This is a genomic window from Winogradskyella ludwigii (genome assembly GCF_013403985.1).
Lineage (GTDB): Bacteria > Bacteroidota > Bacteroidia > Flavobacteriales > Flavobacteriaceae > Winogradskyella > Winogradskyella ludwigii.
Genome location: NZ_JABFDF010000003.1, coordinates 451,302 through 473,714, shown reverse-complemented (window position 1 = coordinate 473,714; position 22,413 = coordinate 451,302). Strand labels below are relative to the sequence as shown.

The 22,413-nt window shown below is 32.1% G+C and carries 20 protein-coding genes; 7 read left to right on the top strand and 13 right to left on the bottom strand.

Features of this window, described 5'->3' with window-relative positions; genetic code table 11:
• Positions 1 to 144 precede the first annotated feature (144 nt).
• The 11 genes from HM981_RS10315 to HM981_RS10265 form a co-directional block, all read right to left on the bottom strand.
• The gene (locus HM981_RS10315; RefSeq protein WP_179338701.1) at positions 145 to 753 is read right to left on the bottom strand and encodes a DUF6515 family protein; all 609 of its coding nucleotides are present in this window, start codon (positions 751 to 753) and stop codon (positions 145 to 147) included.
• A 254-nt stretch (positions 754 to 1,007) separates the two neighbouring features.
• A complete protein-coding gene (locus tag HM981_RS10310) occupies positions 1,008 to 1,307 on the bottom strand; it encodes a hypothetical protein (protein WP_179338700.1) in 300 nt (99 codons plus the stop codon).
• A gap of 133 nt (positions 1,308 to 1,440) precedes the next feature.
• Complete coding sequence (locus HM981_RS10305) at positions 1,441 to 2,172, bottom strand: LytR/AlgR family response regulator transcription factor (RefSeq protein WP_218846389.1); 732 nt, start codon at positions 2,170 to 2,172, stop codon at positions 1,441 to 1,443.
• Positions 2,173 to 2,180: 8 nt separating this feature from the next.
• Positions 2,181 to 3,152, bottom strand: a complete 972-nt coding sequence (locus HM981_RS10300; protein ID WP_246286211.1) for a sensor histidine kinase — start codon at positions 3,150 to 3,152, stop codon at positions 2,181 to 2,183.
• Between the two features lie 211 nt (positions 3,153 to 3,363).
• Complete coding sequence (locus HM981_RS10295; RefSeq protein ID WP_179338698.1) at positions 3,364 to 4,671, bottom strand: Lcl C-terminal domain-containing protein; 1,308 nt, start codon at positions 4,669 to 4,671, stop codon at positions 3,364 to 3,366.
• A 94-nt stretch (positions 4,672 to 4,765) separates the two neighbouring features.
• Positions 4,766 to 5,986: an ABC transporter permease gene (locus tag HM981_RS10290; protein ID WP_179338697.1), complete on the bottom strand. Its 1,221-nt coding sequence runs from the start codon at positions 5,984 to 5,986 to the stop codon at positions 4,766 to 4,768.
• Between the two features lie 2 nt (positions 5,987 to 5,988).
• Entirely contained in the window at positions 5,989 to 6,732 is a 744-nt protein-coding gene (locus HM981_RS10285; protein WP_179338696.1) for an ABC transporter ATP-binding protein, read from the bottom strand.
• Positions 6,733 to 6,738: 6 nt separating this feature from the next.
• On the bottom strand, positions 6,739 to 7,950 hold the full coding sequence (locus HM981_RS10280) for an efflux RND transporter periplasmic adaptor subunit (RefSeq protein ID WP_179338695.1): 1,212 nt from the start codon (positions 7,948 to 7,950) through the stop codon (positions 6,739 to 6,741).
• Positions 7,951 to 7,961: 11 nt separating this feature from the next.
• Positions 7,962 to 9,290 carry a TolC family protein gene (locus HM981_RS10275; RefSeq protein ID WP_179338694.1) on the bottom strand — a complete coding sequence of 443 codons (1,329 nt, stop codon included), beginning with the start codon at positions 9,288 to 9,290 and terminating at the stop codon, positions 7,962 to 7,964.
• Positions 9,291 to 9,448: 158 nt separating this feature from the next.
• Positions 9,449 to 10,684, bottom strand: a complete 1,236-nt coding sequence (locus HM981_RS10270; protein WP_179338693.1) for a hypothetical protein — start codon at positions 10,682 to 10,684, stop codon at positions 9,449 to 9,451.
• Positions 10,677 to 11,975 (bottom strand): DUF4270 family protein, encoded by a 1,299-nt coding sequence (locus HM981_RS10265; RefSeq protein WP_179338692.1) that lies wholly within the window; start codon positions 11,973 to 11,975, stop codon positions 10,677 to 10,679. Before HM981_RS10265 ends, HM981_RS10270 begins: the two co-directional genes overlap by 8 nt.
• Positions 11,976 to 12,189: 214 nt before the next feature.
• Here HM981_RS10265 and HM981_RS10260 point away from each other — a divergent pair, with 214 nt between their 5' ends.
• From HM981_RS10260 to HM981_RS10230, 7 genes are all read left to right on the top strand, one after another.
• Positions 12,190 to 13,092, top strand: a complete 903-nt coding sequence (locus HM981_RS10260) for a hypothetical protein (RefSeq protein ID WP_179338691.1) — start codon at positions 12,190 to 12,192, stop codon at positions 13,090 to 13,092.
• A 10-nt stretch (positions 13,093 to 13,102) separates the two neighbouring features.
• Positions 13,103 to 14,101, top strand: coding sequence for a Kelch repeat-containing protein (locus tag HM981_RS10255; protein ID WP_246286209.1), 999 nt, complete (start codon positions 13,103 to 13,105; stop codon positions 14,099 to 14,101).
• 135 nt (positions 14,102 to 14,236) lie between these two features.
• Positions 14,237 to 14,590 carry a DUF4907 domain-containing protein gene (locus HM981_RS10250; RefSeq protein ID WP_179338689.1) on the top strand — a complete coding sequence of 118 codons (354 nt, stop codon included), beginning with the start codon at positions 14,237 to 14,239 and terminating at the stop codon, positions 14,588 to 14,590.
• 23 nt (positions 14,591 to 14,613) lie between these two features.
• Positions 14,614 to 15,669 (top strand): sensor histidine kinase, encoded by a 1,056-nt coding sequence (locus HM981_RS10245; protein WP_179338688.1) that lies wholly within the window; start codon positions 14,614 to 14,616, stop codon positions 15,667 to 15,669.
• Positions 15,647 to 16,381, top strand: a complete 735-nt coding sequence (locus tag HM981_RS10240) for a LytR/AlgR family response regulator transcription factor (protein ID WP_179338687.1) — start codon at positions 15,647 to 15,649, stop codon at positions 16,379 to 16,381. Before HM981_RS10245 ends, HM981_RS10240 begins: the two co-directional genes overlap by 23 nt.
• 217 nt (positions 16,382 to 16,598) lie before the next feature.
• Complete coding sequence (gene meaB, locus HM981_RS10235) at positions 16,599 to 17,606, top strand: methylmalonyl Co-A mutase-associated GTPase MeaB (RefSeq protein WP_179338686.1); 1,008 nt, start codon at positions 16,599 to 16,601, stop codon at positions 17,604 to 17,606.
• Positions 17,607 to 17,632: 26 nt separating this feature from the next.
• Entirely contained in the window at positions 17,633 to 18,385 is a 753-nt protein-coding gene (locus tag HM981_RS10230) for an acyl-[acyl-carrier-protein] thioesterase (RefSeq protein WP_179338685.1), read from the top strand.
• A 97-nt stretch (positions 18,386 to 18,482) separates the two neighbouring features.
• On the opposite strand, the gene scpA is transcribed toward HM981_RS10230, so the two are convergent.
• Entirely contained in the window at positions 18,483 to 20,615 is a 2,133-nt protein-coding gene (scpA, locus tag HM981_RS10225; protein ID WP_179338684.1) for a methylmalonyl-CoA mutase, read from the bottom strand.
• Between the two features lie 4 nt (positions 20,616 to 20,619).
• Positions 20,620 to 22,410: a methylmalonyl-CoA mutase family protein gene (locus HM981_RS10220; protein ID WP_179338683.1), complete on the bottom strand. Its 1,791-nt coding sequence runs from the start codon at positions 22,408 to 22,410 to the stop codon at positions 20,620 to 20,622.
• Positions 22,411 to 22,413 lie beyond the last annotated feature (3 nt).

Genomic DNA, 22,413 nt, shown 5'->3' with positions numbered 1-22,413 from the left:
AAATTTTTCAGAAGTATAACAACCGTAAGTGCCAAGGTTGTAATTTAGGTTTTATCTTAAAATTAAAAAGGAGAATAGTTATAACAACTACTCCCCCTTTTCTTCAAAACAACCAATCAATCTTAATCTTATATTTTTTAATAACTATTGCATATCTATAATACCAACAACTTCGTAAGCTCTTGTGCCATCTACTTGTACTTTTTCGTATAAAATATTAGCATATTCGTAATACGATTGTCCGTCTATGGTTACTTTTTCGTAATCGTCTGGAAGTTCATATACTATAGTACCTATTTCAGGATCTACAACTTCGTATTCATTGTTATACGCTATATAAAATGTACCATCTACATTGTAATAATTGTAGTTGTTATGCTGTATTCTTCTATAATTTGTAGGTAATTTTTTTATTCTGAAACCTACTTTTGGTGCAATTACAATATAACGTCCTCTAGACTGCGTGTAATATTTGTTATTAGCATAGTAATAACTTTGTCCGTTGTGTTTTACAACCGTTCTAGTGGCAGGTACCGATCTTACAGAAGGAACTTTACGCGTTGTTTTTTTGTAAGTTACTTTGGTACTCGGTATTCTTTTTGTGGTTCTACTATTATTTGTCGTGCTAACAGTTTTAGTAGTTTTTTCAACTTTTTTTGTTGCCGTAGATCTTTTTGTTTGTGCCGAAACTTGTGTGCTTACAGCTATCAAAAATAATGATGGTAGTATACATGTTTTAATAAATGCTTTCATAATTTTAAGTTTTAAATGATTAAAATTCTCCTCTTCTATAATCTTTTAGACGTTGTATAATCTTAATTATACTATAAAGGTAATTGTCATTTGAGGGTTAAAAAAAAGAAATAGACGAGTGCTTAAATTTTATCTATGAATCTAGGTATTTAATAGATTGGCTTTTTAAAACCAAAAGGAAAACAGTTGAAATTTGAATAAAATAAAAAAGGTACACTGTTTAAAGTGTACCTTCTTATTAGACTAAACAAATTTTATTTTAATAAACCGAGTAAACCTGTTAACTCACTTAAGTTAAGACTAGAGTTACTATCTGTGTCTAAAACATTAAAATTATCTGATACAGTTCCAATAGCTTCTGTAGAACTTATAGCTTCATCATTATTAGTATCTAATAAGCTAAAAAGACTTGTAATTTGTTGTACTGTAGAATTAGAACTTAAAGAACTTAATAATGTTGCAGCATCTGTAAGCGATGATGTATTAACGTTTTTTACGCTGTTACAACTAAACATAGTGATAACTACGGCAAATGATAGTACTGTTTTTTTCATGAGTATGATTTTATTATATATTATGATAGCGCAAATGTAACCATGTTTATAAGGCTGATAAAACGAAATAGACAAACAAGGTGTATTCACCTCTTAAAAAGGTGGATTTCTAGACGAATTAAGATTATCTAAATTATTTTAATGAATTATTATTGATAAACTCTAAGAATGTAGGTTTGTAATGCTCTGAAACCGTGATGCGTTGTTCATTAATAATAATCTGACTGCGCTCTATAACATCTATATTATTTAACGAGACAATAAAAGATCTGTGCACACGCATAAACTGTGTAGAAGGTAATTCTTCTTCAAGAGACTTTAAACTCATTAACGTTAGTATGGGTTTTGTGTTGCCTTTTATCCATATTTTAATATAATCTTTTAGGCCTTCAAAATATAACACATCGGCTAGCTTAATACGTAATTGCTTGTATTCAGATTTCACAAACAAAAACTCTTTTTCTTCAGACAAGATGCTTTTTCGTTGCCCTCTTACCAATTCAAACCACGTATTGGCTTTATTGGCGGCGGCTAAAAACTCAGCATAATCAAAAGGCTTCAACAAATAGTCTATGGCTTCAACTTTAAAACCCTCTAAAGCATAATGATCAAAAGCGGTTGTGAAAATAACACGTGTTTCTTTGGGTAGCATTTTAGAAAATTCGATCCCAGTTAAGTCTGGCATTTGAATATCTAAAAACAGTAAGTCTACAGGATTGGATTTAATATATTCCATAGCCTCAATAGCACTACTACACTTCTTTTTAAAATCTAAAAAAGGTGTTTTTTCAACGTAGCTTTCAACTAAATTAAGAGCCATGGGCTCATCATCTACAATAACACATGTAATCTTAATATTACTCATAATATCCTTTAAGTAGTTTCAATTTCTAAAAGTACAGAAAAACACTCGTCTTTTAAGGTTGTTTTAAACTCATATTTATTAAGATATAATAATTCTAGACGTTTTATTAAATTCTGTAAACCAATACCGGAGCCACTTTTATCATCCGTCTGTTTTGGGAAATTATTGTTTTCTATAACAAAGATCACTTTATTATTAGAATATGACATATCAATAGAAATCAAACTTTCTTTACTTGCAGAAACTCCATGTTTAAATGCGTTTTCAATTAATGAAATGAAAAGTAAAGGTGCGATTTTGATACCTGTTTCTTTTACAGGAAAACTATAGTTAACTACTGTTTTATCTGAAACACGAAGTTTCATGAGGTCGATGTATTTTTTCATAAAATCGATCTCTTTAGATAAAAGAATAGATTCTACATTCGTTTCATACAACATATAACGCATTAATTTGCTTAGACTATGAATGGATGTTTTTGCTCTGTCTGGTGAAATATCAACCATAGCATATATATTATTTAATGAATTAAAAAAGAAATGTGGTTGTAACTGGTAATGTAAATGCTGCAACTCGGACTTCAATTTAATATGAGCCGCTTCCTTGCGTTCGCTTTCTGTTTGTATCCAACGTTTGGTCGTTTTTATAGCTATAGAAAATAATAAAGGCGCCATATACGACAGCATTTGGATATATAGAAACATCTTAAAAGGAGGGCCATTACCATCATCGTTGGCAGGTTTCTTTAATAAGCTTGCAAAGAAATTATTTTCTATTTGTTCTTTTAAGGTAATAAACATAGCAATCATTACGAAATTGACACCTACAAATTGCCACATTTTTTTAGTAAATAAAAACCGATCTATTAGTACAAAGTAATTGGTGTAGAAAATGACAGCATAAAGCACTAAAGGAATCCAGAAATGTGCTATAATCCTATTTATTTCTTGCGATTGGCCATAAGATAATACGTAAGGCATACTGAACAATACTAGCCATACTAGTAAGTGTGAAAATACCGTGATTTTATTGTTTTTATACATTAGGTCTTATTTAATCGTAGCAAAAGCTATTACAAAGTTGATTTAATCTGTGATCGTTATTTTTTGGCAGCAATAGTTTCAAAAGTAAGGTTTATTGAAAAATTTCAAATAAAATTATTGCTTTCATTCTAAATTCAATTAGCATTTCTCACTCTATATTCCTGACTAAGCGCACATAATTATAATAGCGTTCTCCTCCTTCACTTGCAGGTCCATTTTCGTGTTTGGTATCAAAACGTACTGCTCCTGCCCCATGAAAATCTAAACCTTCATTGTTTACGGCACGTCCGAATGCCACATACCACGCATAATAATAGGGTTTTCCTTTTTGAAATCGGGCTGAAGTACTTGACCAGAAATATGGATAATCCATATCATTATTCTCGTTGGTGATTTCTGAAGTTTTAAATATTGGATCAATAGCAGGCCCTTCTTTTGATGTGTCTTTTGCTCCAGGTGCAAAATCATAATCCACAATACCCTGTAATTCTTTGATATTCGGTAAACGCCAATCTGAATAGCCTGCCAATTCGGAACCTTCGGCATAGGTTAAGGCTTCTTTCCAATCGAAACCTTTTTGACTATCATTTTTAGACCACATTAAGCCTGTAGCCTTGTCTGTGATGGTTTCATTTCCATTATCTACAAAATCATTGGTTCCATAAACAACACCACGAACAGCTCGTACATGTTTTAACATTGGATTTCCTGTTGGGCGTTCTCCATTTCCTAGAGGTGGTGGTCTATTTTCATCGCGCTTTGCTCCTTCTTGATTCTTAGGTTTTTGATTTCCTGGAGGTGGACCTTTGCGGTCTCCTCTATCTTCAGGCTCCTCTCCAGGATACGCTTTAATATGCCCTGTGGCATGATTGACTCCAAAAGCAGCTGTATAACCACCTTCTTCAGTATGACCAACGTATGGATTATCTGCCCAATATTGTTCACTTTTATCGACATGCTCATTATTTACTAGTGAGAAGTATGTTGTATCTAAATATGGCCAGCCTTCACTGAAATCACTGATAGAATATAGTTCTTTTAATGTTGGCATTCTCCAATCGTCATAACCTCCTAATTCTAAATTTTCTGCATAATCTTTGGCATCTTGCCAATCGAAACCCTCTGTTGTAGGGACTTCTTGCCATAATAATCCAGTATTAAGATCTTTAATTGTGCCATCTCCGTTATTAAGATATTTCATTTCCTTACCTTTTAGGTAATTAGCATCTTGACCAAATAATGAATCAGTTGACTTTAAATCGGTGATTATATTTCCATCTTCATCATAAAGAGATACTTGTCCTGTTGCTACCTGAACGTAGCTTGGCTTACTTATGTCAGATAGCTGTGTGTATTTGGCTTGTATTGTGGATGATTTATCACTTTTACAAGACGTCACAAACATCGTTATAGCTATAATTGTGAGTGCTTTGAAATTAAAAATTATTGTTTTCATTATATTTTATGAATTATTCGATGCAATTAGTTAACGCTTCTAACTAATCGTTCATAATTATTTATTCGTACTTCTTATTCAGGACCTGCGTTTATTACTCGTAACGTAAGGCAGTTATAGGATCTAAAGCTGAAGCTTTACGAGCAGGATACCATCCAAAAAAGATACCCGTCACAGCACAAACAGCAAAAGAAATTATTATAGAATACAACGCAACGCTTGTAGGCCAATTCAAAAATTGCTCAATAAAGACCGTTGCTCCAAGGCCTAGAATTACACCTAAAACACCTCCTGTAATACTGATTAAAATGGCTTCAATTAAGAACTGCATTAAAATATCTGCACCTTTAGCACCAACGGCCATACGCAGTCCGATTTCTTTAGTTCTTTCTTTTACAGATACATACATTATGTTCATAATTCCTATACCACCAATCAATAAAGATATACTTGCAACTGCCACTAATAGAATGGTTAACATCTCGCTAGTTGAACTAAACGTAGAAATCAATTCTTCCATAGAACGTACACTAAAATCGTCCTCTTCACTATCCATCAATTTGTGTTCTGTACGTAGAATTTCTGTTACTTGAGTTACAGCTTCTGGCGCATCATCTTCACTAATAGCAGAAGCCATTACTTGGTTTAAATAATCGATGGCTAGAATTCGTTTTTGAACCGTTGTGTAAGGTGCAATAACCACATCATCTTGATCTTGTCCAAAGGTATTTTCTCCTTTTTCTTCTAAAACACCAATCACTTTAAATGGGATATTATTAAAACGAATCATTTGTCCTACAGGTTCTTGACCATCAGGAAACACATTGTCTACAACGGTTTGACCAATAAGAGCCACTTTAGAAGCCGATTTTACTTCAGCATCTGTAAACATACTTCCGCTTTGTAGATCGACTACTTTAATTTTTAAGTAATCTGGGTTGACACCATAAATAGTACTTGGCCAGTTATTAGAACCACTAATTACTTGTCCACCACCATTTACCACTGGTGTTATATAACTTAACGTCGTGGCTTTTTCTTTTATCACTTCATAGTTTTGAAGCGTTAAAGTCTGTACATCTCCTCCACTACCTCTTGCTGGACCTCTTGTATCTGCACCTGGTCTAATGGTAATCATATTAGAACCCATACTAGAAATACTTTCACGAATACTTTCTTTAGAACCTTCTCCAATAGCTAGCATGGCAATTACCGAGGCTACACCAATAATGATTCCTAACATGGTTAACAGAGTTCTTGTCTTATTAAGAATGATAGCTTTTGTTGCGATTTTAAATAAATTTAATAGTCTCATAATTAATCGTCTTGTTTAGGTAATTTGGCTAATTCATCGGTTGCAGATTGTACATTATGATTTTTATAATCTTGCATAATCTCTCCGTCTTTTAATACAATAGTTCTGTTACTAAACGTTGCTATATCTGGCTCGTGAGTTACAAACGTAATGGTAATTCCCTTTTTGTTTAACTCTTGAAACAACGACATGATTTCGTAAGATGTTCGCGTATCTAAGTTTCCAGTGGCTTCATCTGCGAGTATCATTACAGGGTTATTAACTAATGATCTTGCAATAGCAACTCTTTGTTGTTGTCCGCCTGAAAGTTGTGAAGGTGTGTGTCCCATTCTTTCTTCTAAACCCACCATTTTTAATGCTTTTATGGCTCTTTCTCTGCGTTCTTCTGTTGAAACTTTACTATTATATAATAGTGGTAATTCTACATTTTCTAGCGCAGATGTTCTTGCTAGTAAATTATAAGATTGAAAAATGAATCCAATTTTTTCGTTTCTTATGGTTGCTAGCTGATTACGACTTAAATCTTTTACACTAACGCCATCGATTTCATATACTCCTGAAGTTGGTTGGTCTAAACAACCTAAAATATTAAGCATGGTACTTTTACCAGATCCACTAGATCCCATGATGGTAACAAACTCGCCTTCTTTTATTGAGAATGAAATTCCTCGTAACGCATGAACCGTTTCGGTTCCCATGGTAAACTCACGTTTTAAATCTTCTATTTTTATGATTTCTTTACTCATGGTTTTTTATTTTTTCTTGTTACCTCCTGGACGTTGTGGCATAAATGGACTTTCGTTTGCTCCTGCTGGTGTACCAGATGCTTCCGATTTAGATACACCTTTTAAACTATAAACTAATTTATCTCCCTCTACGATTCCGCTTAAAACTTGAACATTAACACCATCACTTGCTCCAAGCGTTACTGTTTTTGGAACTATAGAACCGTTATTGCCTAATATCCAAAGTATCGACTCATTTTTAGAAGGCATGTTTGTGGTTTCAGCTAAATTATGATGCGCATTATAAGTCGCTAATGTTTCAGGTTCTGGTGTAAAATTGATAGCTTTAGCTTCTGCTGTTAACACATCATTTAATTCTAAAGTAAAAATTGAAATGGTTGCTGTTAAACCTGGTTTTAGTTTTAAATCTTCATTATCTGCTTTAATTACCACAGTGTATGTAACTACATTAGAGGTTACTGTTGGATCTAATCTGACTTGTGTTACTTCACCTTCAAAGGTTTCACCGATGTAAGCATCTACTGTAAATTCTACACGTTGTCCATCTTTTACTTGTCCTATATCTGCTTCATCAACATCTGCTTCCACTTGCATTTGTTTTAAATCTTGAGCAATTGTAAATAAAGTTGGTGTACTATAACTTGCTGCTACAGTTTGCCCTTCATCTATATCTCTAGATAATACAACACCATCTATTGGCGAATATATATTTGCATAACCAAGATTGGTTCTCGCAGATTGTAAATCTGATAAACGTTGTGTAACCGTTCCTTTTGCTGTTTGGAAACTGTAAGCTGCATCATCGAAATCTGATTTGCTAATCACTTGATTGTTAAACAATGTTTTTTGTCTTTCGTAAATAGTTTGTGTATAATTCTTTTGACTTACAGCATTATCATAAGACGCTTGCGCTTGTGTAAGTGATGCTTTTAGGTTTGTTTTATCTAACTCTGCTATAAGTTGTCCTTCTTTAACAACGCTATTATAGTCGACAAGAACTTTTTCTACCACACCAGAAACTTGTGTACCAACATCTACTTGGTTTATAGGCTCAATGGTTCCGGTTGCTGTAACCATTGTAGTTACATTTGCTTGTTTTGCTGTAACAGTTCTAGGCTCTATAATGATGGTATCATCGCTTTTTAAAAGACTGAAGCCAGCAATAGCAAGTGCTGCGACTATAACTATACTTATAATAATTTTCGTTTTATTTTTCATGATTCTGTTGATTAAAGTTTGATTTCGTTTCCTTGATAAAATTGTAATAATTGGTGGTATAAAACACTTAAGTATTTTGCTTGTAAATAATTTTGCTGAGCGTTTGTATACGTATTTTGGCTAATCACTAAATCTGTTGTGCTTAGTGCTCCTAATTCGTATTTCTTTTGTGCTAAATTGTACGATTGTTCTGCTGCTGTTTTTGAAGCTTCTGCTGCAACTAATTGTTCTTGTGTAGATAAAGCATTTTGATAAGCTGTTTCAACTTTTTTATAAACTTCTTTTACAGTTGTTTGTTGACTAATCTGTGCCTTTTCAATATTAATTTGTGCTGTTTGTACAGCCGCTTTAGTCTGGTTTTTATTAAAAATTGGAATATTTAATGACAATGAAATACGTTGATTAAAGTTGACATTAAACTGATCTGAAAAATTAGTATCAGTTACACTTGTATATCCAGAACCAATACTACTAGCTAATGATAGGGTTGGTAAATAAGCACCTTTAGCAATATCTAAATCTTTTTTGCTTGCTTCTACTCCAATGTTACTTGCATTAACTTCTGGTAGAATGCCTAATGCTTTATTATAAATAGCCATTTTATCTAGCTCGAGATTTATAGAATCAACATCATTTCCTAAAGTTTCAATTTCAATATCTTGAGTTGGATTTAATTCTAATAATTGTTTTAAGGTTATAATGTTTTGTTGGTAGGTATTCTTTGCTGTAATAATGGTATATTTATTTGTCGCAGCTTGGCTTTGTGCTTCTGTATAATCGCTAAGGGCAATTGTTCCAGCATCTAATCTCGCTTTAGCACGTTCTACTTCTTTCTCTGAAACATTGAGATTGTTTTCAGCGATTGTAATGCCTTCTTTAGCATATAAAATTTGTAAGTAGTTCTCTAAGATGCTAACAATAATATTGTTTTTAGCAGCTTCTTCTAAAAATACACTTTGGTTTCGGAATAACTCGTCTTGAGCTATTTGATTGTTGATTTGATTTCCTTTAAACAAAGTCATAGTACTATTAAGACTAGCGTTAGTACTATAAATTTGATCTGTTACGTAATCACTAGTTATAGGATCAATTGAGTTTCCGTTTGAAAAGGACTGCGAAGCTGAACCATAAAGATCTGGTAATCTAGACGATTTAGATTGACTATAATTTACATTTGCTTGTTCTGTATCTAAAGCTGCATCTTTTATAGAAATGTTGTTTTCTATAGCGTATTCAATACAGTCACTTAACGTCCAAACCTCTGATGACTCAGAACGAGCTTCTTGCGCTAATATTATCTGTGAGATAAGTATGGATAAGATGAAAAAAAATCGTTTCATTTTGAGTGTTTTTTATTTAACACTTCAAAGATGAAACGATATACTATTATATTAAACTGTAATAGACGTTTGATGCGTTTGTCTATACAAAAGCTATTTTTTTATCGATGGGATTTTTCAGGAATTGTGACTTACTATAAGATGGTAAGACTTCGATTTTAGTTAAACTTTCGTTTTTGAAACCATAAATCTGATAAAGATAGATTTATGCTAAGTGTGTTTACATATTCTTGAATAAGGATACTTTCAGTAGTTCCTTTTTTACCTAATGAATATGAAATATTTAATAAAGATCTTCTTCCAATTGGGATACCCATACCTAAAGATGCCGTATAAGTATCAATTTTGGTATCATCTACTTCTAGATAACCAGAATTATAGTTTAGGCCCATTCTAAAATCTACACGTTTCCAGAACTTTTTACTTGTACGATCTATAGTGTAAGCTGCACCTATACTATAAATATCTTGATCTACGTAATCTCCAATAGCATCAGATTGGTCAGTAGTAGACCAAAAACTTTTATTATAATCTGCAGATAAAAGCAAGTTTTTAAATCTTGTGCTATATCCAAATCCTAATTTTAAAGGAATATAAAAGTCGTCAATAGTTTCATCTACGGTTTCTTCTAATAAGGTATAAGCAGAATTAGAATATTTACCAATAATAATATCTTTAGTTCCATTTAATACCGTTGGGAAATCTACTGTGAACCCAAAATCATGTTTATCTAAAAGGTTATATTGTAATCCTAAACCCAACTGAGCACCTCTATAATAGTTAGTTTCAGAAACTTCTAAGTAACTGCTTGTGGTTACAATAGATTCCGTTTCTTCTATTTTTCCAAATAAATAAGAGGCTTTAATACCAATATTTAAATTATCATTTATTTTTCGACCATAATCCAAACGGGCTTCGTTTAATCCACCAGAACCTTCGATGTTAGTTGTAAATTGCTCATTATCCCCTTCAATATTACTTTGTAAACCTACCAAAGAATAACCTACACTTGTAGATGGTTTTAGAGTTAATCCCATACCATATTTTCCATCACTATTAAAACCGATGGAAATATTAGAGAAATTATAGGTTGATTTTTGCTCGCTAATATCATTTCCAGATAAGTTAACAAATTCTGATACTCCACCAAAGTCCAAAATAAATTCATCTGGACTTAATGATGCAAATGCAGCTGAATTGTAGAGGTTAAGACCGTAATCTGAATCAAGGGAAATCCCCGTATTACCAATTCCACTATTTCTACCAGTACCAGAATTACTTTCTACACCTAACCCAAAAAGTGAATAAGGTGATCCTGTTAGATTATTAGACTGAGAGAAGCCAAATAACCCAAATGCCATTGCGCAAATAATTAAGTTTTTAGATTTATTCATATATAGCATAAGTAATTATTAGTTTGGTTTTGTAATCTGAGCGTTCACTATCATTAAATATTATTTTATTTATTGTAGAATTGAAATCGCTTGAAATTAAAATAAGTGCATCTTCCGTTTCTGGACTTTCAGTTAATTTTTGATCAATAAAATCTATTACAGGAATACTGTATACGATATTATTAAACTCAGAATCTTCGCTAGAAAGTGTTCCTGTAACCACATCTATACTATTGGAAACCTGACTGGCCAAATCGTTGTTTTGGTCAATGGTGTATAACAGTAGCTCTTCGCTTAAAGGTTGTATATCAGAATGCGAAGCTGTATTTGGCTCTATATATAGCGTGGCTTCTAGTATGGTGCCTTCAGTGCTAATATCATAGATATTCTTTATGGATGGAAACTCAATTTTGGTAACATATCCTGTACTTCCTTGGTTGTAACTAATACCATTGCTTTCAGTAGAGAGTAAATTGTATTCTTGGTCTGTAATTAGTGCTAAAGGTAAACCTGTAACATCTGTTTCTGTTTTATTATAATAACTATTTATAGAAATATCATAAGTGTACTCATCAGTTTCTAGCTCATCTGGTATGGTGTAATAAAATCTTAAATACGTGTTATCACTTGTTGTGGAATAACCAATAATTGCCCCATTATCACTATCTCCTGGTTGGATAGTTAAACCTTTTAGTTTCTGGTAAAAAGACTCATCATCTGTAATGTTATTATCTCTAATATCATTAAATAATTCTTCTCCAAACGTATATGGTAAGGTAATGGATAGAGAATCGTTACTTGGAGTAGGAATAAATGTTTTACTCACTAAAGGTGTCGTTTCGTAAGCCGTTATTGTGGTATTGTAAAAATAAGAATCATCACTTTCCATTTTATCTATTAGCCTATGAACATTAAGTGTTGATACTTGAGTAGTATCATTATAATAATAAGTATCATAACCTAAAATTAAACCAACACTATCTAAAATAGCTTCATTATCTATAGAATACGTAGAGCTACTAAGTTGAAGATATGCTGAAGAATTTACAATTCCCATATCATCATCATTATACTTTCCAATTAATAACCTATTACTATCAGAGGTTATAATTGAATCGAATTTCATGGTAGAAAACTTAACGGAAAAGGTATCTATAGATAACACTCTAATATCTGTATTTGTAAAGTCTTCTCCGGCTGAAAGCCCATCTTCTTCAGCATCTGCAGAACAAGAAATAGCAACAATTAAAATAACAATTACCGAAAATAATTTTAGATAGGATTTAAACATTTGTTTTATAGAATTTCTACAAATCAACTACCGTTTTAATCTAATAAAAAGTGAAATATACCTACGGCTAATATTTATCTACAAAAAGCAGTTTTTATACTATTAAAGTTAACAATTGGATTCATAGATTAAAATGAGGAGTTTGTCTACATGAAAACTGTATAGGTCTATTTTATAATTAGAGTAAAAGTTTGTGTTAGTATGTTCGCACTCGATGAGTACAAAAACAATTTATTATATAGCCTTTAGTTTAGTTTCTATAACCATGTATGGACAAAATATGTTTATAACAACTGGTGCAGAAGATTTGGTTGCCCTAGACTACAACATTTACACCAGTTTAAATGATGTTCAATTTGAAAAAAAATCTATAACCGTTGATTTTACATCGTTATTAAAAAAACCAACCTTTGGTTTTGGTGTGCATTACACAAATACAAGTAGTGATTTTGAAGATTATGATATGTACAATCATTTTAATTCATTTGAAGAGTTACACAGTTTAGAAATCTACGCCAAGTATAAAAAAGCACTAGCTAATAATTGGGACTTAGACATTACGCTTTCTCCCTATTTGTCTTCAACATTTAACGAGAAAATTACAAGTGAAGATTTTGTTTTTAGTTATGCTGCAAATTTCATTAAAACTTGGCATAAAGATAATGGACTAGAATCTTATTTAAATATAGGTGCTGGATATGGTTCGTTATTTGGTAAACCAAACTTTTATCCACTGATCTCTTATTCTAATAATGTAAATGAAAAGTTTAGGTATGAAATAGGTTTTCCTATTACAGGAGCATATTATGCTGTAAACGAACAGAGTATTATCAGTTTAACAGGGAAACCGGAATCTATTTACGTAAATAATGCATCAGGATTTAGTATGGAAAATGATGCTGTTTTCTATAATTCAAAATATGAATTTACGGCTCTAAATGTGGCGCTTGGATATAATTTTCAATTTGATTCTAATTGGTCTACATATTTTAATGTTGGTTATTTAACAGCAAGTGAACTCTCTATTACAAAAAATGATAATGCCATATATGATTTTGATTCTGATGATTCATTGTCATTAAACATAGGAATTAGTTTAAACATAAATAATAAGTAAAATGAAAAAAATGAATAACAAATCAATCTTAAGGTTTCTTTTTTTAGGAGCCATACTAACAATGTCATACAGCTGCAGTAGCGATGACGATAGTGATGATACCGTAGGAAACTGGGTAAAGAAATCTACATTTAATGAAGAAGCTAGAAGTAGTTCTACAGCCTTTACCATTGGTAACATTGGCTATATGGGAACAGGTTATGATGGTGATGATTATTATGATGATTTTTGGAGTTACAATATGGATACTAATTCTTGGCAACAATTATCAGATTTCCCAGGTGAAGTTCGTAGTGCAGGAGTATCTTTTGTAATTAATAACGATGGTTATATTGGAACGGGTTATAATGGAGATACTAACGAAGAATTAGCAGATTTTTATAAATACAACGCTTCAACCAATAGTTGGACGCAAATTGCCGATTTTGGTGGTTCTGCAAGATACGGTGCTGTAGGTTTTGGATCTACTACTGCTGGTTATGTAGGTACTGGTTTTGATGGAAGTGATAAAAAAGATTTCTGGAAATACGATCCAACTTCAGATTCTTGGACTGAAGTTTATGGCTTTGGAGGAGATAAAAGAAAAGATGGTGTAACATTTACAATTGATAATAACGTGTATTTAGGGACAGGTATTAGTAATGGTGTTTACGAAACAGATTTCTGGGTATTTAACTTAGATACAGAAGTTTGGTCACAGCTTGAGGATATTGATGAAGATGATGATGATTACGTATTTAGATCTAATGCTGTAGCATTTACAATAAACGGTAAAGGTTATGTGGCTTGTGGAGATTATGGAGGAAGTACAGATACTGTTTATGAATATAACCCAGCAACAGAAGTATGGAAAGAAAAAACAGAATTTGAACTTTATGCACGAAGAGATGCTGTCTCATTTAATAATGGTGAACGTGCTTTTGTAGCCTTAGGAAGAAACGGAACATTGTATTTAGATGATAACATGGAATTTTTCCCAACACAAGAACAAGACGACGACGATAACTAATATAAAGAATTGTTTAGATTGATTCCGTTGACTATTGTTGTTTGTAGATGTCAATTAAATAGTCAATACCCGAGCCAGGATAAATTTTGTATCCCTATACCTGATAAGTCCTGGCTCTTTTTTTAAATTATAAATATGATGAAAAGAATATATAGCTATATAACCGTTTTTGTAGTAATTTCAATTGTAACTATTTTGTTTTATAATCTTCAAAATAGCACTATCGATAAAAAAGATGTTAATGAAACTGTATATTCACTAAAGGTTAAAGAAAAAGATAGTTTTTGGATTTACGAAGTCTATAATAATGGTGCTTTGTTTATTAGTCAAGAATATATTCCTGCTGTAAAAGGGAAGCAAGTTTTTAAAACCAAATTGGATGCAGAAAAAATAGGAAAACTCGTTGTTAATAAACTCGAGAAAAAAATGTTTCCTAAGATTAACAAAGATGATCTGAACAAGAATAATATTTATTACAATAGTATTTAATTCGGTTCAATAATTATTAAATTTTGATAAAAAACATCTCGTATAAAGAACTTACGGTTCATATCTTAGTATGGTTATGTATAAGTATATTTCCATTATTAACTGCTTATATTGAATTGGGTGAGGTACCTTCAGAATTATATTTAAGGCAGCTTATACGTCCTGTTTTATTCTACACTAACTATTTATTTTTTGTTCCTTATCTTTTATTAAAACGAAAATTATTTTTATACATAATAGTTTCAGTCCTTTTTTTATTACTGTTTAACTATGTCAGTCAAGAATTAATAGTAAACACTCTAGTAGATAGGTTTAGGGATAATATGCCTCAACCTCCAAACAGACCAGGAGGATTAATGGGAATAAGACATGCAATTCCTGTTGTATTTTCTTTAACAATATATCTTTTAGGTGGTATTTTTAGTTTGGTAGTAGATTTTTATAAAAAAGAGAGTGAATCAAAAGAACTCGAAAACGAACACAAAGAGATTAAGCTTCAATTCTTAAGAAATCAATTAAACCCTCATTTTTTATTCAATTCATTAAATAGTATTTATTCTTTAGTAAGAAGTAAATCTAATGATGCTCCAGAGGCTGTAATAACCTTATCAGAATTAATGCGCTATATGCTTTACGAAGCTGGAGATAAACAAGTTTTATTAGAAAAAGAGATCAATTATTTAAAAAACTACATCGCATTACAGCGATTACGCCTTAAAAACTCTGAAGCTGTTAAACTTAACATAAAAGGTGAAACAAGAAATTTAAAAATCTATCCATTATTATTAATTTCCTTTATTGAAAATGCTTTTAAGTACGGAACAGACTATGAAGGCAATACCCATATAGATATAAAAATTAAAGTTTTAGATAATAATTTAATCTTTGAAGTCGAGAATATAATTGGTTTATATAGACGCGACGAAAAAAATTCTGGTGTAGGTTTAAAAAATATTAAGAATCAACTTAATCATTTGTATAACAAAAATCACGAATTAATTATCGAAGAAACTAAAACAAATTACAAGGTTCATTTAACAATAAACTTAAAGGATAATGAATTGCATAATAATAGATGATGAGCCATTAGCAATAGATATTATAGAATCGTATTGTAAAGCTTTAAGTAATGTTGACGTTATTAGTACGTTTACCAATGCTATTGAAGCCTTAGAATTTATTAATAATAACAGTATTGATTTGGTGTTCTCTGATATTGAAATGCCAAATATTTCAGGTATAGAACTTATAAAATCTCTTGAAGGCAAAGTGCCTTATTTTATTTTTACAACAGCGTATCCAGAATATGCTTTAGAAGGTTTCGATTTAAATGCCGTAGATTATTTAGTAAAACCTATTCCCTTTCCACGTTTTTTAAAAGCCGCAAATCGTGTGAAAGAAATGATGCGGTTAAATGTTAGTACTGCCTTTAATGTGTCTTCTGCAACAGGAGATACAGCCGCTACAGTTGCTAGTGTAGATGATTTTATCTTTGTAAAATCTGAATATGAAAATGTAAAAATTGATATCAAAAGTATTATTCATATTCAAGGGTTAAAAGATTATTTAAAGATTTATTCTGAAGGTTCTAAACCTATTTTAACCTTAATGAGTTTTAAAGACATTCAATCTAAATTACCAGAACATATATTTATCAGAGTCCATAGATCTTACATTGTAAATGTGAATAAGATCACTTCAATTCAGAAAAACAGAGTCATTATTAATGATGAAAGAATACCAATTGGAGAAAGTTATAAATCTATGGTTTATAGCCGATTAAATATTTAGTTTTAGTATCACTTTTTCTTCAATTCAAAACAATTAAAATGTGTTGGTTAAAATTTTACAGACCACTCACCTACTTCGCATTTCAATGAATTTTATTTATATTAAATTATAAAAATTCTATTAAAAACACCCTTTATTTTGTGGTCGTTTTTTTCATTATGAGTATCTTTGTTAAAGCTGATTTTTACTAAACAAACTTAGCTTTCAACCTCTTAAAATGAAAAACTACAAACCAAAAAATAGACTATCAGCAAAATCGTATATTGATGGTGTATTGGCAGGAGATCGTGTTATTCTTTCTAGAGCAATTACTATTATAGAAAGTAATTTAGAAAGTGATAAAGTATTAGCTAAAGAAATCGTTCAAGAGATTTTACCAAGTTCAGGGAAATCAATTCGTATTGGTATTACAGGAGTTCCTGGTGTTGGAAAAAGCACATTTATAGAAGTTTTTGGTTTGCATCTCGTAAAACTAGGACATAAAGTGGCTATTTTATCTATAGATCCAACAAGTCAGCGAACTAAAGGAAGTATTCTAGGTGATAAAACTAGAATGGAAGAATTAGCAATTTTACAAGAAGCGTACATTAGACCTTCTGCCTCTGGAGATACTTTAGGAGGTGTTGCGAATAAAACAGGAGAAACCATGTTGCTTTGCGAAGCTGCTGGTTACGATGTTATTTTAATTGAAACTGTTGGTGTTGGACAATCTGAAACAGCTGTTCATGGCATGACAGATTTCTTTTTGTTATTAATGCTTGCAGGTGCTGGAGATGAATTACAAGGCATTAAGAAAGGGATTATGGAAATGGCCGATATGGTGGTCATTAATAAGGCAGATGGTGATAATATTACCATGAGTAAATTAGCCAAAAGACAATATCAAAATGCCCTACATATTTTTCCGTTAGCAGAATCTGGTTGGAGTCCTGAGGTAAGTACGGCTTCAGCAATAAAGAATATTGGAATTTCTCATATTTGGGACGTAATTCTGAAATACAAAAAACTAGTGGATGAGAATGGTTATTTCTTAAAAAATAGAGATCATCAACAAATAAAATGGATGTATAATAATATTAATGAAGAATTAAAACATATGTTTTATAACTCTAAGGATATTAAGACTAAACTTTCTGTTTTAGAAAAAGATATAGTCTCTTCAGAAATTTCACCTGTTAAAGCTGCTCAGCAAATTATTGACACCTTTAAAAAATCGTTTAAATAGATTTTCAAACCTTATATAGCCATAAAATGACGTTTGATAAATTCTTTGACAAACAATTTGAGTTAAGATATTTTGAAATGAATGAGCTAGGCTTAGCAACGCCAACAATTATGTTAGGCTTGTTAGAGGAAACTGCAGCAGATCATTGTTATTCAATAGATCATAGTTTATTTGATCTTGTAAAAAAGAATGTAGGTTGGGTTTTAGTTTCAGGTGTTTTACAAATAGATCGTTATCCTAGTTATAAAGAAAAAATTACCATTAGAACTTGGCTTTCTAGCTACTCCTCTATTAAAGGCTACAGAGAAAATATTATTTATGATGAACATCAAAATATTATTGGACGAGCTAAAGGTTTATGGGTGTTCTTTGATATTGAAAAAAGAAGACCAGTTCCAATTTTTGAAGAGATTAAAGAAAAATGGTCTTTTTTCTCAGAAGAATCTATCAGTAGAAATATCAAGAAAAAAATAGAGGCTATCAGTTTTACAGATTATGTAAAGCAATTTAGAGTCAATAGATATGACACAGACATGAACAAACATGTCAACAATATTAGATATTTACAATGGGTTATTGAATCTATACCTGAAGATATTACCAATAACTATTATCTACATTCCATAGATGGTCGTTTTATTGCGGAAGCACAGTATGGTGATACTGTTTTGTCGTTAACAAAGGAACTTATAGAAAAAAACGCTTTTGAACATACTATAAAAATTGAAAGCAGTGATAAAGTTTGTGCTATTGCTAGAACCATTTGGAAACGTTACTAATACATATTTTTACTAGAACTATATTTAGATGTTGTGAATAACATAAAAAGCCCAAACAAATTAATGTTTGGGCTTTTAAATATTAATTATTTAAAGTTTATTCCTGTTCTAAATATTTTTCCATAATAGTTATAGCAGATTCTGAAATTACGGTTCCAGGACCAAAAATAGCCGCTACTTTTCGTTCTAATAAATAATCATAATCTTGTGCCGGAATTACTCCTCCTGCAAAAACCATAATATCTGGTCGTCCTAATTTTTCTAATTCACCTATTAATTGCGGAATTAACGTTTTGTGACCAGCAGCCAAACTTGATGCTCCTACAAAGTGTACATCATTTTCAATGGCTTGTTTTGCAACCTCTTCTGGTGTTTGAAATAAACCTCCCATATCTACATCAAAACCTAAATCTGCAAAACTAGAAGCGACTACTTTTGCACCTCTATCGTGTCCATCCTGACCCATTTTTGCAATCATTACTCTTGGTCGTCGACCTTCAATTTCTGCAAATTTATCAGTCATTTTTTGAGCTTTTGCAAAGGTATTATCGTTATTTACTTCTTTTCCGTACACACCACTTATTAATTTAGTATCTGCTTTGTGTCTTCCAAAATGAACTTCTAAAGCATCAGATATTTCACCTAAAGTAGCAAAATTTTCTGCAGCTTCAACGGCTAATTCTAATAAATTACCTCCTGCTCCACCAGCACAATTTTCTAATGCTTTTAGATTAGCAGCAACAGTTTCAGAATTACGTTCGGCTTTCATTTTATTTAAGCGTGCAATCTGAGAATCTCTTACAACAGTATTATCAACATCTAAGATTTCAATATTTGTTTTTTCAGTGGTTTTAAACTTATTAACTCCAACCAAAATATCTTGAGCAGAATCTAAACGGGCTTGTTTACGAGCAGAAGCTTCTTCAATACGTAATTTAGGCACTCCAGTTTCTATCGCTTTTGCCATGCCGCCTAGTTCTTCAACTTCTTCAATCAGTTTCCAAGCTTTCTTAGCAATTTCTTGTGTTAAATATTCTACATAATAAGAACCAGCCCAAGGATCAACCGCTTTAGTGGTTTGCGTTTCATCTTGAATAAAAATCTGTGTGTTACGAGCAATTCTTGCCGAGAAATCTGTTGGTAATGCAATGGCTTCATCCAAAGCGTTTGTGTGTAACGATTGTGTTCCTCCTAATGTGGCAGCCATTGCTTCAATGCAAGTTCTTGCGACATTATTAAAAGGATCTTGCTCACTTAAACTCCAACCCGATGTTTGACTATGCGTACGCAATGCCATCGATTTTGGATTGGTTGGATTAAACGATTTTATAATTTTTGCCCAAAGCATACGTGCAGCACGCATTTTAGCAATTTCCATAAAATGATTCATTCCTACAGCCCAAAAGAAAGATAAACGTGGTGCGAATTCATCAATTTTTAAACCCGATTTTAATCCCGTTCTAATGTATTCCATACCATCGGCTAACGTATATGCTAATTCAATATCTGCCGTTGCACCAGCTTCTTGCATGTGGTAACCACTAATAGAAATGGAATTGAATTTAGGCATGTTTTTAGTCGTATAATCGAAAATATCTCCAATAATCTTCATTGAAGGTAATGGTGGATAGATGTACGTATTACGCACCATAAATTCCTTTAGAATATCATTCTGAATGGTTCCTGAAAGTTGATCTAATGACACTCCTTGTTTTTTGGCTGCTGCAATGTAAAAAGCCATAATTGGTAATACAGCTCCATTCATAGTCATAGAAACCGACATTTTATCTAATGGAATTTGATCGAACAAAATCTCCATATCTAAAATAGAATCTATCGCCACACCAGCTTTACCAACATCTCCTGTAACACGTGGATGATCGGAATCGTAACCTCTATGCGTGGCTAAATCAAAGGCTACTGACAATCCTTTTTGTCCAGCAGCTAAGTTTCTTCTGTAAAATGCGTTAGATTCTTCTGCTGTAGAAAAACCTGCATATTGCCTAATGGTCCAAGGACGCATAGCATACATAGCGCTGTAAGGTCCTCTTAAAAATGGTGGAACACCTGCCGAAAAACTTAAATGCTCTGCAGCTGAAATATCGGCTTTTGTAAAATGTTTCTTTACAGGAATACCTTCAGGTGTATTCCAAATCTCCTTGCTTTCTGAAGCTTCAACGGTTTGTTTAACAGCAGAATTTAATGTTATATCTGAAAAATCTGGTTGCATAGTCTTAAGATTTTAAGGTTTTTTGAACTTTATTCTGAATGCTAGAAAGTGTTACAAGAACATCTGTTCTCATATTAACCACACCATCTAAACCTGCTTCAGTTAATTCGTTTATATTTTTTGGTGCACCTGCTAACAATAATACTTTATCTGTATTAATTGCTCTAAATGCTTTTATGAAGTCAAGGGCTGTTTCATCGTAATCTTGATCAGAACTACAAATAACCACCACGTGCGAATCGGATTTAGCACTTTCGGTTGCTGCAACTTCTGCATTTTTAAAACTTTCTTCTTGGTGTACATCAAATCCACTGACACCAATAAAGTCGTAAGCAAATGCTGCTCTTGCTTTTCGCATGGTTAAATTTCCGTAACTAACTAATTGTACAATTGGTCTTATGTTAGTTGCCGCGACTAATTCTTCTGTAACCCGTCGCATGGCTTCAATCTCTAAAGACGCTCGTCTTGGTGTTAACACTTTAGGATTATCTACGTTTACTTTAGAAAGAAGTTCTGAATCTACAGTTTCCATAAGGTTAGGATATTTGTTAATACCAACCATGGCAGTTCTTCGTTGACTAATTAGTTTTAGTTTTTGAAGTCGTATTTCAGCAATATGTTGTTGAATTGTTTCGTCTTCGAAAGCTTTATGAAATCCACCTTCTGCTTCAATTGCTTTAAATAATTCTAAGGCTTTTTCTGCAATTTTAGTGCTGACTTCTTCAATATAATAAGAACCATCAACAGGATTTGAGACTTTACCAAAATAAGATTCTTCTCTTAATATGGTAATAATATTCCCTGCAATTCGACTAGAAAAATCAGAAACGCTTTTAAATTCTTTATCGTAAGCATCAATTAAAACACCATCTACATTTCCTAAGATTGCAGCCATGGCTTCAGTGGTACAACGTAATAAATTTGTTTCTGCATCTGTTATAGATTTACTCCAAATAGATGTTTTCGCTGTAATAGTATTTGAGAAATCTGCAATGCCATATTTAGCTGCAACTTCTGCTAATAAATTGTTGAAGGCTCTAAACTTTCCTATTTCAACAAAATACTCTAAACCTATAGCTAGTAAAATATTTAGGTTACTAAAAACGTCTTGAACAGCAACACCTTTTACTTTTAGTTGTTCTGTTAAGAATACTAAGGCATTTAAGGTATATGCAATCTCTTGAACTTGATTAGCACCTGAATCTAAAAATTCAGTCCCTGAAATGGTAAGTGCTTTAAAGTTAGGAAAGTCTGCGGTGAGTTTTATTAATTCTGCAGCGATTTCAATTTGATTACTTTCAAAAGAACCTATGGTAACATAGTTAGATATGATTCTAGTGTCAATGTATCCCTTTAAGTCTTTACCTTTTGCGAATGCCACTAATTCTTTAGTGAATGCTATGGCATTGGTATACAATTCAAAAGAAACCGTAACGTTATTTAAATCGATATCTTTTAAAAGTTCTTCCACTTTTACTTCACCTATAATTTGAAAAATGATACCATTAATACCTTCTTCAATGGCTTTTTTAGCTGAAGTATTTCCTGTTTCAGAACAGCAAACTGTCACTGCTCGATAATTGACTAATGCTTGAGAATTCTCTCCTGTATTTTTAAGTTGTGTGATTTTATCTTCACTGTTATAGCAAGGTTGAATATTGATACCGTTTAGATTTTTCCAAACTAGTTTTTTATCAAAATCAGCACCTTTTAAATCGGCTGTCACTCTTTCCATCCACTGTTCTGTTGACACAGGTGGGAATTCTGAAAAGAGCGGTTTGTTTTTGTTATTCATAAT